Raw genomic sequence first — 17,036 nt, forward strand, 5'->3', positions numbered from 1 at the left:
AGCTTGGCCAAACCGGGCAACCGTGAACCATTTTCGCGCCTGAACATATCATGACTGGCCCAGTCGCGGTATAATCAATGAATAGCTATTTGTTCGGAGGTACTGTGCATGGCCAAAACCAGCAGGAAACTGCCAACAACTGAACAACCGACAGTGCAACTTTGTGGGCAGTATCTGCCGGGGAAAACATTTGCGGAACCAGGAACGGGAGTGTTTTGGTCCACCGAAAGTGACTTGACAGAGAAAGAAGTTGAACATCATCTGCGCTCCATACTCGGGGATGCGGCGGACGTACGGTTTTCCGCTGTGGGTGTGCAGCGTGTCGATGCAAAGAACGCCGTTTCGGTGGATGAAGCGACGTTTTTTGCAGTGGTCTGTAAACTGGCCTCCAGTGTGCGGCCTTCGTCGAATGCACTGGAGCCGTTTGGACAGCAGGTGTCTTCAGAGCTTGCTTTTTACGCGCATCTCCTGAGGCTGGCAGCAGCACTCGTGGACAGTGGAGAGGTGTTGGCGTTTGCCGCTCCACAAACCAGCGCGTGGCCGGACGTGTACGACATTTGCTTCGAGTTGGCTGCGAGCGGGGAAGATGCGCTTGGCGCATGGGGGTCAGCAGTGGGAAACTACAGTGCGGTGTGGGCGCCGGCTTGGTCCAATCCGAAGCATCGAGCGCTGCGCAGCATGTGGATGAGCGTGGCGGAGGAACTGTGGGCCAAGCCCACACCCTCTGGGCTTCGCGACCTGCGTGTACCCCACAGTCCGTCTCTGCTGGCGGAGCTGTGGATCTGGCGCTGTGTCGATATCCTCATGCGCAAATTCGGCAAACCCAAGCTCGCTTTGCGGCATGATTTGGGTTCTTCGTATCGGGTGATGTACCGCGGCGAGGAAGAACTGTTCGACCGCTGGGTGGCGGCATTGGAAGGCCCGGACAATGCGTTTTTCGCCGACGGTTGGCTGATTTGGCGGACGCTGCGGCATGTGCTGGCGCCAAGCGGGTGGCAGAGGGAGTGGCTGACGGACAAATCCGGGAAGACGAACTACCACCTGGAGGTGGAGCTGGTCCCACCTCCGATGGACGGAGCACTGGCGGACTGGAAACTCGTGCTGTACGTCGCACACAACGAGTGGAACGCGCGGGCGCCACTGGCGGACTGGTGGCTGCAATCGGGGCGGCGGTGGCAGATTGGACAAGAAATTTTAGAGGCGCCGGATACGTGGATTCTGCCGAAGTTGCTCGAGGTCGCAGACATCGTTCCTGCACTGAAACACGCACTGGGGCAGCCCGCTGTGTCAGAATGTTCGCTGTCGCCGGAGGAAGTGTTCACATTTCTTACCGAGCAGTTGTTACAGTTGGAGGACATCAGTGTACCTGTGCGTTACCCGGACGTATCCACTCAATCTCTGGCGGACGTGCGCATCAAGATGCAAGTTCGGCGTACCCGTCCAAAAGCGACGTCGAGCCGCAAGGGAATGCCTGCTGAACGGTGGTTCTCGGCAGACCAACTGGTGGATTTCGACTGGACTGTGGTGCTGGGTGACGTCGAACTATCCCAGCAGGAATTTGAGCAGATGGTGGAGCGGCGGACGCCGTTCGTGCAAGTGGGCGGATCTTGGAGATTGGTTCCCATTCAGGCCGTGTTAGAGCAGATTGAGCAGTTGCGGGCTGGGCGAGGATCCGAGAATCTGGGTGCGGTGCAGTTTTTGCGGGCGGTGCTGATGGCACAGAGCGAAGGCGAAGACAGTGTCCAGGTGGACGTCGAGTTCGATGAGGGAGCGACGGACGCACGGCGCATCTTGAAGGCGTTGCTGGACGCCCGGACGCCCACGTTGCAGCCGACGCCGGACGGGTTCCAGGGGACGCTCCGGGATTATCAGCGGTTTGGCTACTCCTGGCTCTGGCATTTACGATCCGCGGGCTGCGGCGCGGTTCTGGCCGACGATATGGGGCTTGGCAAGACCATCCAGGTGCTCGCTTATCTGCTACGACTGAAGGAGACGGGATGCGCTCGCGGTGTACACCTGCTCGTCTGTCCAACCTCGCTGGTGCAGAACTGGCGGTCGGAGATGGCGAAGTTTGCGCCGAGTTTGAAAGTGTACGTGCACCATGGGGCAGATAGGAATGTGAGCGTGGAGAGTGGCCGCAGTCCGTTGGAGGTAGCGCTCGAGGAGTGCGACGTGGTGATGACCACGTACGCGACGGTCGTTCGCGACCTGGAGTTGTTGCAACCGTTGGCGTGGGACGTGGTGATTGCCGACGAAGCGCAGAACATCAAAAATCAGGACACCAAGCAAGCGCAGGCCATCTGTTCGTTGATGGGATACCATCGGGTGGCGCTGACGGGGACGCCGATGGAAAATCGCCTGGAAGAGCTGTGGTCCATCCTGCAGTTTGTAAACCCTGGGTATCTAGGCAGCGCGGCCTGGTTCCGCAAGACGTTTGCACAGCCGATTGCACAAGGTCGGGAAGGGGAGGCAGCCGCACGACGGTTACATCGGTTGCTGCAGCCGGTGCTCCTGCGCCGCAGCAAAACGGATCCAGCCATCCAAATGGAGTTGCCGGAGAAGTGGGAGTACACACAGTACGCGGGATTGACGACGGAACAAGCGGCGTTGTACCAGGCGATTGTGAACCAGTTGTTCGTGGAATTGCCGAGCGAAGGGATGTCCAGACGTGGGCAAATTCTCGCGTCGCTGGTGCGGCTCAAACAGGTCTGTGATCACCCCTGCCTGATTCAGGGCGGGCGGACAGGGCCGGACAGATCCGGGAAGTTGAAACTGCTGCTCGATTTGTTGGAACCTGTGGTGAGTGAAGGCGAAGCGGCGCTGGTGTTTACACAGTTCCGGGAAATGGGTTCCATTCTGTGCAGCGCTTTGGAAGAGCGGTTTGGCTGGCGGCCCAGGTTTTTGCACGGCGGCCTCAGCGCGAGCGAGCGTGGCGAGTTGGTCGAGCGCTTTCAGTCTGGGCAAGACCCGTCGCCTGTCCTTGTGTTGTCGCTCAAGGCGGGCGGTGTGGGGTTGAATCTCACGCGGGCCAACCACGTCTTCCACTACGACCGGTGGTGGAATCCGGCGGTGGAAGATCAGGCGACGGATCGCGCATTTCGCATTGGACAGGTGCGTGACGTTCAGGTGCATAAGCTGGTCTGTCCGGGTACCTTGGAAGAGCGCATTGATGCTTTGATTCAGTCGAAGCGAAGTCTGTCGTCCGCAGTTGTCGGCCGGTCGGAAAGTTGGATTACAGAGCTGGACAACGATGCGCTGCAATCTTTGTTTGCGCTGGATCTGCAAGCTGCATTGGAGGACGATGAATGGCGAAGCGAAAAGTGAACAAGGCAAATTTGGTTGAGTCCCATTGGAAAGTGCTGTTTGACAAGGCGGAGAGCAGTCGGCTGCGGCGCGCAAAGGTCACGGCGAAGCAGGGTGTGGTGAAAGGTGTCACTGTCGCTGATAAGGTGATTGTAGCAACAGTGAAATTGGGCAGGTCTGGAAGTTTTCGCGTGCAGGTTCCGACCGTAGACTGGTGGGCAACGTTTTTGGACGAGGTTGCGATATGGTTGTCGCGGCGTCCAGATTGGCTGGCTGCGCTATATGCCAAAACGTGGAACGACGAGTTTTTGGAGTTTGTGACGCAGGCGGGATTGTCGCTGTTTCCACAGCCATCGATGGTGGACGAGTGGATTTCCGGCGTGCGTTGCACCTGCTCCGACCGTGAACCGCTGTGCCCACACGTTCTGACACTGGTGTACCACCTGGTGTGGGAAATGCAAAGGAATCCACTGGCAGCGTTGACATACGTCGGCCTCGATGTTGAGAAACTGCTGTCCAGCGCAAAAGCCCACAGCGTCGTCGCGGCAAGGGCGTTGTGTGGGCGAATGACGACACCTGCACCCGCGTTGCAAGTGAACCTTTCCTGGCAGCAAGAGGAGGAAATCTGTCTTCTCGGCGCGTCGACAGAGACAAAATCGGTGCTGAGGCACCGAATTGAACCCGAAGTTCGATTGACCCCTTGGACGAACTGGAAGAAAACTCACATGACGTGGGAGTGAGGTGTGGGGGGCTCTGTGTCCGTATCCACTTCCATCGCTTGCTCTTCCGAGGATGCCAGTGCTTGCCGCCCGGCCATCCCCAGCATCGCTCCCAGTAAAACAATGGTGAGTACGAATGCGAATCCCATTTTGTGAACCTCCCTTGTGTTTACTCTTCGTACCAGCGATTTGCAAATCTGTCCCATACATATAGACGCCTGTCAGAGTAAAAACGTTTCATCGGAGAAAAATGAATTTCAGTATGCAGCCACATGCTCGGTTAGAAAGTCTGCCCCAGAATGACCAGACATTTCATGCGAACATATGTTTGTTTTTTCGGTGTGAGAGCATATAATGTGTAACAAAAAGCGAACATGTGTTCCTGTGGAAGCCGGTGAAAGAGATGCGCTTTACACTCTACGGAGAAGCCGAAGGGGTGCTCGGAAGTGCCAAAGAGACGCATTGGGCAACGGTTGCCCAGGGCGTTGTGACCGATGCTTCCGTCTCTGCGCGTACTCAGGGTGTGCTTCCCGGCATTTCGGCAAAGGCGGCAAAAGCGTTGGTTCCAGGGATTGTACTGGAAGACGAGCCTGATGAGCCCACTTCGGTCATGCGAGCGATTTGGGAGCGTTTGTGGGCTTCTTCTCCATGGCTGGAAACTGTGGGGAAACGGGTGTTCTTGCTGCAAATTCCCGGACGTACCCCGCCACTTCGTGAAGCCCGAAATCTGCTTTTGTCCCTCGAAGAACAATTGTCTGAAGAGCAGCGGATTCGCGCTGGCTTAGCGGAAAATCCATTTTTGGCGAGAGCGCTGGTGGAATGGAGCCGATTGGAGCGGGTTCCGGAGGCGCTGTATTACAAAGTGGGCAGACAGCAGTGGCTGTTATCTCCATCACTGGCTGCATGGCTTCGGAAGGGAGGGCCATACGCGCCATTTGGCACATGGGTGCACAACCTTCCGCTGGCGGCGTTGTGGACACTGCCAGCGGAGAGCAAGGACAGGTTGCTGAAGCTAGGAGTTTCCCGGCTTGGGCAGCTCGAACAGATTCCGAAGCCGCATCTGTTTCGGCACTTTGGCAAGGAGGTACTGCTTTGGCTTCGACTGCTCGACCAGGAGCCAGGTGGAACCGTACGGGTAAATTACCCGCCTGTGCAACGGAAAAAAGTTTGGATTGCACCGTTGGGAGAGCAGGTAGAAGTGGCTCACATGGAAGAACTGTTGCAGTCTCTGACTGGCGAACTTGCAGTGGAGTTGGAGCAGGCGGCTTGTGGTGCCTTGAATGTTCGCATGGATTGGGAAAGTGATGTAGCCGAGGGTTCTTTTGAAAGAGTCACAAAGAAACCTGCGTATACTGCGGAGGCGCTGCAAGCCGCACTGTGGCCAGGGCTGGATGCATTTCGTGGTTCGGCGCTTCGGCGGTTGGAAGTGTCCGTGGCTGACATTCGCCCTCTGCAGTCCGTTCAATCCTCGTTTGCCATCAAAAACGGTGCGTTTGTCCCGTCTGAAGAAGTGTCGCGAAACGACTTGAGCCGACTCCTGTACCACGTCAATCGGAAATTCCCGAAAGGACTGCAAGTGGGCTTACGTCCCACCTTTCGAGAACTTCGGTTGAAGGCCGTGCTCGAGGACGCGCACCACGGGGGCTAAGCGAATGTTTGTTCATCTGCACTGTCACTCACCATTTTCGTTTTTAGATGGGGCATCTTCCTTGGAATCCCTCGTGGCTCGGGCCAAACTGTACGGGATGTCTGCGCTGGCGCTGACGGATCACAACACCATCGCAGGTTTGCCGGAGTTTCACAAGTGGGCGTCTATCTACGGAATTAAGCCGATTTCCGGGGCTGAGATCACCCTGGATGATGAATCACATCTGACGCTGTTGGCAGAAAATCGAACGGGATACGCAAACCTCTGCAGGTTGCTGACGGCGGCGCACGCAGGCGAAGGCGGCAGGCTGGCGCCGCGCGTTTCAGAAACAGCGCTGTTTGAACACAGGGATGGATTGATAGTCCTCTCCGGTTGTCGCAAAAGCAAAATTGCAAAACATCTGCTCTGCGGCGACAGCGAGGCTGCGGAAGATGTGGCCAGGCGGTATCGAGCCGTGTTTGAAGACGCGTTTTTTCTGGAAGTCGAGGCTGACGGATACCCTTCGTCGGAGTACTTACAACGGCAATTGGTAGGACTGTCGGAGCACCTCGGCATTCCGCTCGTTGCCACAGGCAACGTGCACTACGACCAACCGGACAAATTCCCGGTGCACGACATCCTGTCTTGTATTCGACTGAAGTGTGACATCCACACGCCGCACGCAGATAGGCCGTTCAATCACGCGCGCTGGCTGTTTGACGAATCGGAAGCGAAGCGGCGCTTTGCGCGGTTGCCAACGACGGCGCTGACGAATACGCTGCACATTGCAGAGCGCTGCGAGGTCGTCTTGCGTTTGCATGATCCTCTGTTTCCAGCGTATCCACTTCCATCTTCTGAACGCGACGCTGCATCCTATTTGCGCACACTGGTGTATCAAGGTGCGCGAGAGCGGTATGGAAACGTGGATAGACATTTACAAAACCGCCTAGAACATGAATTATCCATTATTGAACAATTGGGTTACGTCGATTACTTTTTAGTCGTCTGGGATATCGTTCACTACGCGCGCCGTCACCGAATCCGCTGCGCTGGCAGGGGCTCTGCGGCGGATTCCGCCGTCGCCTACTGCCTCTACATCACCGATGTGGACGCTGCTGGACGCGGTCTGTTGTTTGAGCGGTTTATGAGCCTGGAACGAGCGGAAAAGCCGGACATCGACATTGATTTTGACAGCCGCCGCCGCGATGAAGTGATTCAGTACGTTTACCAAAAATACGGGGAACGCCACGTTGCGCGCGTGGCCACGTATCAGACGTTTCGCGGGCGTTCTGCCATCCGCGACATTGGCGGAGCGCTGGGCTTGCCTGACGCGGTGATTGATCTGCTCGCCAAGCGAGTGCCGTGGATGACACATGCGGACAGGTTGGAGCAAGTGTTTGACTCCGTGCCGGAGCTGAAAGAAATCTCGCGATACCAGCGCCAACTCCAGTGGTTGTGGAAACTGTCCGCACAGGTCGCCGGATTCCCTCGACATTTTGGCATGCACGTTGGCGGACTGGTCATCAGCCGCCGACCCTTGCTGGAGACCACGTCCTTGCAGCCGTCTGCCAAAGGGGAGTGGATGACGCCCTTTGACAAGGACGGCGCGGAAGAGGTGGGGCTGGTCAAACTGGACCTGCTGTCGTTGCGGACCATGTCGGCGGTGGAAAATGCGATTGTATTGCGGGAGCGGCAAGGTCACGCGCTGAATTACGACCAACTGCCGCTGGACGACGAGGCTACGTTTGAGATGCTCGGCACCGGTCACACGATTGGCGTGTTTCAGCTGGAAAGTCCCGCTCAGCGCGCACTGCAAGCCAGGCTCAAACCGGAAGGGCTGGAGGACATTGTGGCGAGTGTGGCGTTGATTCGCCCAGGTCCCATCAAGGGCAACATGGTGGACCCGTTCCTGGTGCGCCGCCGCGGTGAAGCGCCGATTACTTACCTGCACCCGAAACTGGAGCCGATTCTCGGTAAAACGTACGGCGTGGTACTGTTTCAAGAACAGGTGATTGAAATTGCGACTTCCATTGCAAACTTCACACCCGGGGAAGCGGATCAGTTGCGGCGGGTCATGAGCCGGGCGAGATCCGGTGCGGAGATGGAGAAAATCGGCCAACACTTTCTCGAAAAGGCGAGTGCAGCCGGGGTTGATCCGGACGTGGCGGAAACGATTTTTTCCTACATCCAGGGATATGCCAGTTACGGGTTTTGCGAGGCACATGCCGCCGCGTTCGCTACCACGGCGTACAAGACGGCCTATTTAGTACAACACTACCCAGCCGAGTTTTACGCTTCGATTCTGAACCAGTACCCGATGGGCTACTACCCCGTTCACGTGATTTGCGCGGAAGCGCGTCGCCGTGGCATTGAAGTGCGGGGGGTGGACGTGAACCGCAGTGAATGGCAATGCGTGGTGGAGGAACCCGGCGCCATACGCCTTGGGTTTTGCCGGGTCAAGGGATTTCGCGAATCCGTGGCGATATCGCTCTGTGCGGAGCGCGAACGCCAAGGGACGTATACTTCTATTCTCGACTGTTTGCAGCGCGTCCCAGCGCTCGATAGACTGCTGGCAGAACGGCTGATCCGGATTGGCGCGTTTGACGGTGTATCCACCTCGAGGCGGCGGGCACTGTGGGCGCTTCCAGACTGGATGGCGCTTCGGTCGATGCCTTCGTTGCCGCTGTTGGCGGCGGGCCGGGAGGATTTTGGAGACGCTTCGGAATTACCGGAAGGCGATTTTCCGCTTGCGGCCAAGCTTGGTGATGAATACAATTTAGTCGGCGTTGGGATCTCTGGCCACTGGATGGAACTGTTTCGTCCGTACCTGAACGTCTCTGGATATCGGACAGCTGCTCAAGTGGAAGCGTGTCCGGACGGCGAAGTGCTGTGTACGGCTGGACTGGTGGTTCGTCCGCATCGCCCGCCGACCAAGAGTGGGAAAACAGTCGTCTTTTTTACATTGGAAGATGAGACTGGATTTGTGGATGCTACGATGTTCGAGTCGGTGTATCACGAAAGCGGCGCCGTCTTGTTTACCCCCTTCGGTCGCTTTGTTGGCGTCGAGGGCACGGTACAACGACGTGGCGGGAGTCGCCCTCAACTGGTGGTGTCCAAAGTCTGGTCGCTGTCCACCCGAGGGTAGACCGTCATTTTCGGTGCGGCCCAACCGCGGCGAGATGGGGATTGGGTTGAGTCGGAGGAAGCGGTTACGCGGCACCAACCTTTCGAGATTTCCAAAGCAGGGGAGAGAGACAGTGAGAAACTTGCTGAAGAAAAAAGGGGCTCGGTTTGTCCTTATACTGGCATCTACAGTCGGTCTATTGTCAGGATGTGCACTTCTCCCCAGTACTGGAGAAAAGCAACAAATTCAGCGCGTTCCCGCTCCCGTGACAGATCACGGTCTGACGCTGGATTGGGGACACGATGTGAAGACAGAAGCTTTGACCATGATTCAACACAGTCATAAATACTGTTATCTGGACATGTACGAATTGTCTGATCCAGACATCTTACACGCTTTGATTGAAGCCCACCAACGCGGCACGGACGTCCGCGTGGTGGTCGATGCAACAGAACAACACAGTCAGCAACAGGCAGTGCCCACGCTTTCACACGCTGGGGTTCCTGTGGAATCGCAAAAGATTCACAAGGGAATCTCGCACATTAAGATGTTGATCACCGACGGGCCTTCCGGTGGCGTATTAATTGGTGGAATGAACTTTGGCGACCGCAGTTGGGACAACAACGACGCATCCGTACATATTCCTTCTCCGAATCCCTCTTTTCTCGCGATATTCCATTGGGATTGGCAGAGGGCACAAGGCATTCCGTCTGCTCAGCCGTCGGTTCAACCGCCTCTTTTGAATGAACGAAGCACTGAGCAGCACGTGGTACAGGCCATTCACAGCGCCAAATCCACGGTCTACCTCGAGGCGTTTAACCTGTCTGACTGGGGTGTATTGAACGCTTTGGAGGCCGCCAGTCGACGAGGTGTGACGGTCGAAGTGCTGTTGGATCCCCACCAATCGCAAAATGTGTCAGCTGCGAATCGACTGCGCGATGCAGGTGCCACGGTTCGGTTTTACAAGTCCTACGAGAATGAGTGGATGCACGCCAAGATTCTTGACGTAGACCATGGGGAAACGTTTATCATTGGCAGCGCGAATTTCAGCCACCAAGCTTACACATATAACCACGAAGGAGACGTTGAACTACACGGGTATCCGACGTTCGACCAATCTCTCAAGCGCGACCTTACCTTACAAATTGAGCGCGGCACGGATTATCCCGCGCATCAGAAAAAGCACACAACCAACTCCGCGAGTTCGGAAGGTGACTGAGGCTACCTCTCGCGGGTTGGTCGTACAGTGACACAGTGAAACAGAGGCAGGTGTAGGACTTATCAACTTGCGATTTCCATTTCTCTGGGAAGTCAAGCTGGCAGACAAGGTGCATGGTTGGTGGGACGTGTCCCCGACGTTGAACGCTCTGATGGTGACCTTGGCGCAGTGGACCCCCGTCGTGATGACGGGGTTGATTGCATTGGCTGCAACCGGCTTCGCGACGCCAGCGGGATCCCTTCGATGGACCATGACGCACGGTTTACTTTCGGTTTGTTCGGCCATCGTGGCGCGCGTCCTGAATGAACCGGTGTCCGTTCAAGTCGCGCGACCTCGACCGTTTGAAGTCCTGGGCTTTGCTTCGCTCACGGAACATTCTCGGGGAAACGGTTTCCCGAGTAATCATGCGACAGGTGCTTTTGCCTTGGCGGTAGGTATGGCTGGGGTACCCCACTACTTTCCGATTTTGTTCGCGCTCGCCCTCCTGCTCGCTAGCGCACGCGTGTACACGGGATTGCACTTCGTGACGGACGTTGCGGCCGGTGCCTTGCACGGGACGGCGGTGTCCGTTTTCCTGCTTTTTACGTTTCACGGCATCCTGTCTGGGTCGTCTTTCTAAATGCAGCAAATCGGACCAATTGAACAGCATCAACGTAGCCTGGTTCGGTTACGTTATGGGATGAGTGATTTGCAAATCCACGAGAGTGGTCCAGCACACATCCACGATGTGTTTTATGACTGCCTGAAACACGACGGGAACCGGATGGGAGGAGTAAGGGCTTGCATGTACAGCGAGTGGTCGCAGCGGCATGGGTCAGTTTCTCACTGGTCTGTGCCACCTTTGCGCCAGTGGCATCCGCGCAATCCACATTTGAGGTCACGCTGCGGGACGGGAGCATTCAGCCTGCACAGATCTCCGTTCGCAAAGGCGACAAAGTCACCATCCACGTCACCAATGCGGGCGCGAATGTGCACAACTTTGTCATTCGTGACTTCTACGTTTTTTCCAACAATCTTCACCCCGGCGAGGATGTCACCGTCGGTTTTACCCCTGACAAAACGGGTCGATTCCCCTTTTACTCTGACAAAGCCGGCAGACCGGAACCAGGCATGCGGGGGACGCTGACTGTGCGCTAACCTTTGGACAGCGCTGTCGTATTCTTCAGGAAACCGCGCTACAATGAGAGCAGGACGTTTGTGGAGATTGCAGGAGGCGTAGCGTGATGGAGATGAGCATTTCGGCACAGTGGCAAGGCAAGCGGCAGTTCGTGGCCCGAGGGGCCTCGGGACACCAAGTGACGATGGACGCAAAGCCAGAGGTGGGCGGGGAAGACAAGGGAAGTCGGCCGATGGAGATGTTGTTGATGGGATTGGCCGGCTGTACCGGCATTGACGTGACGATGATTCTGGAGAAAATGCGACAACAACTGGAACGGTTCAGCATAGAAGTGGTCGGTAAACGGCGTGAGGAATATCCGCAGGCGTTTACAGAGATTCACCTCACCTACCGCATGGACGGCGATGTGGATGCAGACAAAGCGTGGCGGGCGATTGTTCTCAGCGAGGAAAAGTACTGTTCCGCCTCTGCGTCGTTGAACGCCACCATCATTCCGCACCTTGTCTTGAATGGTACAGAAATTCCCTCGCCCACAAACAACAGCGGCGCAGACGTGTGATCTGCGCCGCAAGGCTGGCCGTATCCAGAGATTCACCGCTTCACTTTTGGAGATCAACCGGGCGGCCACTGCAACTGGCGTCCCCCAATCAGGTGATAGTGTAGATGGGGGACGGTCTGTTGACCGTGTACTCCAATGTTTGTAACCAATCGATAGCCGTCGCTCGCGATACCTAAATCTTCAGCCACTTTTTGCGCTGCCAAATGCAGTCGACCCACCAGGGCCGCGTCTTCCGGCTGAATGTGATGTGCGGACGCGATATGCTTTTTGGGAATCAGCAACACGTGCACGGGTGCCTGCGGGCGAATGTCGTGGAAGGCCAGGACTTCGTCTGTCTCGTACGCCTTCTTGCTGGAGAGCTCGCCCGCGACAATCTTGCAAAAAATGCAATCGGACACATTCACCACTCCTTCTGCTTGTAGTTTACCACGTCTCCACAGCACATTCATTCAAGACGCATCATACTTTATCAACGAAAAGAGGGAGCGAGAATGCCAGATATCTTTTACTACCGGGATCGATTTTTGGCACCTGAGGAGACCCCAGTCCCTATCGAGGAACGGGGGCACCAGTTTGGCGACGGGGTCTACGAGGTAGTACGGGTGTACGGTGGACGCCCTTTTTTGCTGGATTGGCACTTGGATCGGTTTGAGCGAAGCCTGTCCGTACTGGAGATGGCCAACCCATTCTCTCGTCAGGAGTGGGTGGAACTCATTACAGAGGCCATTCGCCGCAGCGGATTCGCGGAAGCTCAAGTGTACTGGCAGGTGACCCGTGGGATTGCGGCCCGATTACATACCTTTCCCGCTTCACCGACGGTACCGAGCTTGACCGTTCATGCAGCCACTCCCAAACACAAGCCTTCCGGTGAAACCCAGTTGCTCGCACTGCCTGATGACCGTTGGGCGAATGCGTACGTGAAGAGCATTAACTTGTTGCCAAACGTGGTGGCGAAGGAAAATGCCAAACGAGCGGGTGCGGTGGAAGCTCTGTACGTGCGAAGTGGGGTGATTACGGAAGGAGCCGGCAGTAACGCCTTCTTCGTGCGCGACGGTAAACTCTATACAGCGCCCGCCAACCGCTTTATTTTAGGCGGAATCACCCGGCGTTTCGTGATTGAATTGGCGCGGCTCGCGAACATCCCTGTGGTGGAGCAAGCCATCTCGCTGGACGACCTGGAGACCGTGGATGAAGTGTTTATGACGAGCAGCACACAGGAGATTCTCCCAATTCAGTCCATCGTGGTATCCAGAAACCACTTCCGCCAGCTGCACGCGCTACCGGAAGCCGCTCCGGAGCACCAGGTTTGCGAACCAGATGAATTGTTGACATTGTGGCGCACCAACGCCGTACCGGGACAGTTGACGGAACGTTTAGATACCGCCTTCCAGGCATTTGTGGAGGAATTTCGGAAACACGGCGTTACGCTCCCAGGGGATATATCCTTAAAAACATCTCAGCCATTTTCAAAATAGCCACGAATAACGGGTTGAGCACACATCTTCCATGTGTGCTCAACCGTTTCAAAACGAAAAGTGCACGTCTCGTCGCGTTGAGGGATTCTTATCCCTCGTTGAATTTTGCGAATTCATTGTGATTAAGAAAATGAAGGGCTGTTCAGTCACCGGAGAATTTGGTATGATAGTACATGAAAATCTACCGACCGGTCGGTCACGCTGACCGCGTGCGAGGAGGATTGGCAAGTGGCGCGACAAATCCGCAAAGCGGGTGTCATTGGGGCTGGTGTCATGGGGGCAGCGATTGCTGCACACCTGGCCAACGTCGGGATACCCGTGATTTTGTTGGACATTGTTCCAAAGGAACTCACACCAGACGAGGCAAAAAAAGGCCTGACCTTGGACTCAAAGTCTGTTCGCAACCGGTTTGCTGCTAGGGGACTGGAAGCCGCACGGCGTGCGAAGCCAGCATCGTTCTATTCGCCGGCAGATGCTGAGCTCATTGAAATCGGAAATCTGGAAGACGACCTTCACAAGTTGAAACATTGTGATTGGGTGGTCGAAGCCGTTGTCGAAAACTTGGCTGTGAAACAACAACTGTTTGCCAAACTGGAAAATGTCGTCCACCCAGATGCCATCGTTAGTTCGAACACGTCGGGCATCTCCATCGCTGAGATGGTCAAGGACCGCGGCGCGTCGTTTCGCAAGCGCTTTCTCGGCACGCACTTTTTCAACCCTCCGCGCTATATGAAGTTGCTCGAAGTCATCCCCGGTCCAGATACGGACAGTGAGATTCTCGCTTTCATGCGGTCGTTTGGAGAGCGGGTCCTCGGCAAAGGGGTCGTATTTGCCAAAGATACGCCGAACTTCATTGCAAATCGCATCGGTACGTACGGATTGCTGGTGACACTACAGGCGATGGAGAAGTATGGACTTGGCGTCGACGAAGTCGACGCAATCACCGGACCTGCCATGGGTCGCCCAAAGAGTGCGACGTTCCGCACCCTGGATCTCGTGGGCTTGGACACGTTTGTTCACGTGGCGAAAAACGTACAGGCATCTGTCAGCGATTCGACGGAAAAAGCCGCATTTCAGGTGCCAGCGTACATCGAAAAGATGGTTGAAAACCGTTGGCTCGGAGAGAAGACCGGGCAAGGGTTCTTCCGTCGCGTGAAGACTGCGGAAGGCAAAGAGATTCTTGCGCTCGACTTGTCCACGTTGGAATACCGTCCGCGCAAGAAACTGAAATCGCCTTCGCTCGACGCGGCCAAAGCGGCCTCGGGAGCAGGTCGTAAAATCAAGGCGCTGGTCAGCGGAAGGGATCTGGCCTCCCAATTCGCATGGGAAGTCCTCAAGAAAGTCCTGCTCTATACCGCGGCGAAGCAAGAAGAAATTGCTGACGACATCGTCGCGGTGGACAACGCCATGAAGTGGGGCTTCAACTGGGAACTCGGACCGTATGAGACGTGGGATGCGATTGGCGTGAAAGAATCGGTGGAACGCATGCGTGCGGAGGGGGAGACCATCCCGGCGTTTGTGGAGAATCTGCTCAGCTCCGGTAAGACATCGTTCTACGAGCGCCCGAACGGGGAAGTTCCGCGTTTCTACGTCGGCAGTGGCGAGTTCCGCACGGTGGAGGAACCCAAAGAGTACATTTCCCTCGCTCGCCTCAAAGAGCAAGGCAAAGTGGTGCGAAAGAATGCCGGTGCCAGCCTGATTGACATTGGCGATGGTGTCGCCTGCCTGGAGATTCACTCCTTGAAGCAGGCACTGGGTGTCGATGTCATTCAGATGATGGACTTTGCTGCACAAGAAGTGTCTGCGAACTGGGACGCGTTGGTCATTGCTGCAGAGGCCAAGAACTTCTGTGTTGGCGCGAACTTGGCCCTCATGCTCATGGAAGCGCAGGACGAAAACTGGGATGAGATCAACCACATCGTGAAGCAGACCCAGTACACGTTCCTGAAGCTCAAGTACCTCGACAAGCCCGTGGTGACCGCGCCCTATGCGATGGCTCTGGGTGGCGGTCTGGAGGTCGCCTATGCAGGACACAGGATTCAGGCGGCGGCGGAAAGTTACCTCGGTCTCGTCGAAGTGGGCGTTGGTTTGATTCCAGGCGGTGGCGGCAACAAGGAGTTGCTCATTCGCATGGTGGAAAACGTGCCGCAGAACATCGACGAACGGCTGGATCAATTTGTACGCAAGGCATTTGAAAACATCGCGCTCGCAAAAGTGTCCACCAGCGCGAAGGACGCCAAGGAACTCGGATATCTGCGCGATTCTGATGGAATCAGCGTGAATCGAGACTACCTTCTCTACGACGCGAAACAGGTAGCGCTGGGCATGGCAAAGTCCGGTTACGTGCGCAAGCATCCGAAGAAGATACCGGTCATTGGCGAAGCGGGCGCCGCGATGCTGAAAATGGGCGTCTACGGCATGAAGTTGAGCGGTTACATCTCTGAACACGACGAAAAAATTGCGAACCATTTGATTCGTGTGTTGACTGGCGGATCCGTACCGCGTGGCACGCTTGTGACGGAACAGTACTTGTTAGATCTGGAGCGCGAAGCATTCCTCAGCTTGATTGGGGAACCGAAGACGCAGCAGCGCATGCAGTATATGCTCACCGCCGGCAAGCCATTGCGCAACTAGTCCGTGTAGCAACGATTTTCAGGGTAGGAGGGAAGATCCCGTGAGAGAAGCAGTGATTGTTGCCGGCGTACGAACACCTATCGGCAAAGCGCCGAAGGGCACACTCCGCAATACTCGCCCGGATGACTTGGGCGCATTGGTGGTTTCGGAGCTCATGAAGCGGGTGCCGCAGGTGTCGCCGGAGGACGTGGAAGACGTCGTGATGGGATGTGCAATCCCCGAGGCGGAACAGGGTATGAACGTGGCCCGGATTATCGCCCTGCGAGCAGGGCTTCCGAACACAGTACCTGGCGTGACGGTGAACCGCTTTTGTTCTTCCGGGCTGCAGACGATTGCGATGGCCGCGCAACAGGTGATGACTGGGATGGCTGATGTGGTTATTGCCGGCGGGGTGGAGACCATGAGTCTCCTCCCGATGGGTGGGTATAACCTGTCCCCGAACCCGACGCTGGCCGAAACGTTCCCGGAAGTGTACATGTCCATGGGACATACCGCTGAACAGGTTGCAAGTCGCTTCGGCATCAGTCGTGAAGATCAGGACGCCTTCGCTCTTCGCAGCCATCAACGTGCTGCCGCTGCCATCGAGGCCGGCAAGTTCAAGGACGAAATTGTACCCGTACCGGTGAAGCACACGTACATCGACGACAACAACAAACCGGTCCATCAAGAGTTTGTGTTTGACACCGATGAAGGTGTGCGCCGGGACACGTCCCTGGAAGCGTTGGCGAAGTTGCGGCCGGCATTTCGCGTCAATGGTACCGTGACCGCGGGCAACTCGTCGCAGACCAGCGACGGAGCGGCCGCCGTGTTGGTTATGTCTGCGGATCGGGCGCTCGAATACGGGCTGAAGCCGCTGGCCGCCTTCCGTTCTTTTGCTGTCGCAGGGGTGGATCCCGACATCATGGGCGTCGGTCCCGTGGCCGCAGTTCCGAAAGCCCTCAAGCTCGCGGGACTGTCGCTCTCCGACATCGACCTGATTGAGCTCAACGAAGCGTTTGCTTCGCAGGCGCTGCATGTGATTCGCACGCTGGAAATGGACGAAAACAAAGTCAATGTCAACGGGGGCGCGATTGCACTCGGACATCCCTTGGGTTGCACGGGCGCTCGTTTAACGGTGTCCATTCTGAACGAACTGCAGCGTACAAACGGGCGTTACGGACTCGTCACCATGTGTATCGGCGGCGGCATGGGCGCTGCTGGGGTTTTTGAACGCATATCCTGACACCACGCCTGCGAGCAGGCGCAGAGGAGGAACCACT

The 17,036-nt window shown here is 56.4% G+C and carries 13 protein-coding genes; 11 read left to right on the plus strand and 2 right to left on the minus strand.

Annotation, left to right across the window (positions count from 1 at the left end; genetic code table 11):
• Positions 1-108: 108 nt before the first annotated feature.
• Together YWK_RS0101710 and YWK_RS20695 are read left to right on the plus strand one after the other, a co-directional pair.
• A complete protein-coding gene (locus YWK_RS0101710; protein WP_051374885.1) occupies positions 109-3,324 on the plus strand; it encodes a DEAD/DEAH box helicase in 3,216 nt (1,071 codons plus the stop codon).
• Positions 3,306-4,043, plus strand: coding sequence for a hypothetical protein (locus YWK_RS20695; RefSeq protein ID WP_051374887.1), 738 nt, complete (start codon positions 3,306-3,308; stop codon positions 4,041-4,043). The genes YWK_RS0101710 and YWK_RS20695 overlap by 19 nt, the downstream gene beginning before the upstream one ends.
• Here the strand turns inward: YWK_RS20695 and YWK_RS21745 are convergent.
• A complete protein-coding gene (locus tag YWK_RS21745; RefSeq protein ID WP_156909001.1) occupies positions 4,025-4,171 on the minus strand; it encodes a hypothetical protein in 147 nt (48 codons plus the stop codon). The genes YWK_RS20695 and YWK_RS21745 overlap by 19 nt on opposite strands.
• Before the next feature lie 245 nt (positions 4,172-4,416).
• Between YWK_RS21745 and YWK_RS0101725 the strand changes: the two genes are divergently transcribed.
• The 6 genes from YWK_RS0101725 (at position 4,417) to YWK_RS0101750 (ending at position 11,668) form a co-directional block, all read left to right on the plus strand.
• Positions 4,417-5,670 carry a DNA polymerase Y subunit UmuC family protein gene (locus YWK_RS0101725; protein WP_156909002.1) on the plus strand — a complete coding sequence of 418 codons (1,254 nt, stop codon included), beginning with the start codon at positions 4,417-4,419 and terminating at the stop codon, positions 5,668-5,670.
• Positions 5,671-5,674: 4 nt separating this feature from the next.
• Positions 5,675-8,794 (plus strand): DNA polymerase III subunit alpha, encoded by a 3,120-nt coding sequence (locus tag YWK_RS0101730; RefSeq protein WP_026963432.1) that lies wholly within the window; start codon positions 5,675-5,677, stop codon positions 8,792-8,794.
• A gap of 112 nt (positions 8,795-8,906) precedes the next feature.
• Complete coding sequence (locus YWK_RS0101735) at positions 8,907-9,992, plus strand: phospholipase D-like domain-containing protein (protein WP_169727118.1); 1,086 nt, start codon at positions 8,907-8,909, stop codon at positions 9,990-9,992.
• A 67-nt stretch (positions 9,993-10,059) separates the two neighbouring features.
• Positions 10,060-10,611, plus strand: coding sequence for a phosphatase PAP2 family protein (locus YWK_RS17815; protein WP_035465676.1), 552 nt, complete (start codon positions 10,060-10,062; stop codon positions 10,609-10,611).
• Positions 10,612-10,772: 161 nt separating this feature from the next.
• A complete protein-coding gene (locus YWK_RS0101745) occupies positions 10,773-11,129 on the plus strand; it encodes a cupredoxin domain-containing protein (RefSeq protein ID WP_026963434.1) in 357 nt (118 codons plus the stop codon).
• An 86-nt stretch (positions 11,130-11,215) separates the two neighbouring features.
• Positions 11,216-11,668: an OsmC family protein gene (locus YWK_RS0101750; protein ID WP_035465679.1), complete on the plus strand. Its 453-nt coding sequence runs from the start codon at positions 11,216-11,218 to the stop codon at positions 11,666-11,668.
• A 53-nt stretch (positions 11,669-11,721) separates the two neighbouring features.
• Here the strand turns inward: YWK_RS0101750 and YWK_RS0101755 are convergent, their stop codons facing one another.
• Positions 11,722-12,117, minus strand: coding sequence for a histidine triad nucleotide-binding protein (locus tag YWK_RS0101755; protein ID WP_051374889.1), 396 nt, complete (start codon positions 12,115-12,117; stop codon positions 11,722-11,724).
• 42 nt (positions 12,118-12,159) lie between these two features.
• On the opposite strand from YWK_RS0101755, the gene YWK_RS17820 reads away from it, so the two are divergent.
• From YWK_RS17820 to YWK_RS0101770, 3 genes are all read left to right on the plus strand, one after another.
• Positions 12,160-13,143, plus strand: coding sequence for an aminotransferase class IV (locus tag YWK_RS17820; protein WP_051374891.1), 984 nt, complete (start codon positions 12,160-12,162; stop codon positions 13,141-13,143).
• A gap of 228 nt (positions 13,144-13,371) precedes the next feature.
• Complete coding sequence (locus YWK_RS0101765; protein WP_026963437.1) at positions 13,372-15,777, plus strand: 3-hydroxyacyl-CoA dehydrogenase/enoyl-CoA hydratase family protein; 2,406 nt, start codon at positions 13,372-13,374, stop codon at positions 15,775-15,777.
• A gap of 40 nt (positions 15,778-15,817) precedes the next feature.
• Positions 15,818-16,999: an acetyl-CoA C-acetyltransferase gene (locus tag YWK_RS0101770; RefSeq protein ID WP_026963438.1), complete on the plus strand. Its 1,182-nt coding sequence runs from the start codon at positions 15,818-15,820 to the stop codon at positions 16,997-16,999.
• Positions 17,000-17,036: the final 37 nt, after the last annotated feature.

This window comes from Alicyclobacillus pomorum DSM 14955 (assembly GCF_000472905.1).
Taxonomy (GTDB): domain Bacteria; phylum Bacillota; class Bacilli; order Alicyclobacillales; family Alicyclobacillaceae; genus Alicyclobacillus_A; species Alicyclobacillus_A pomorum.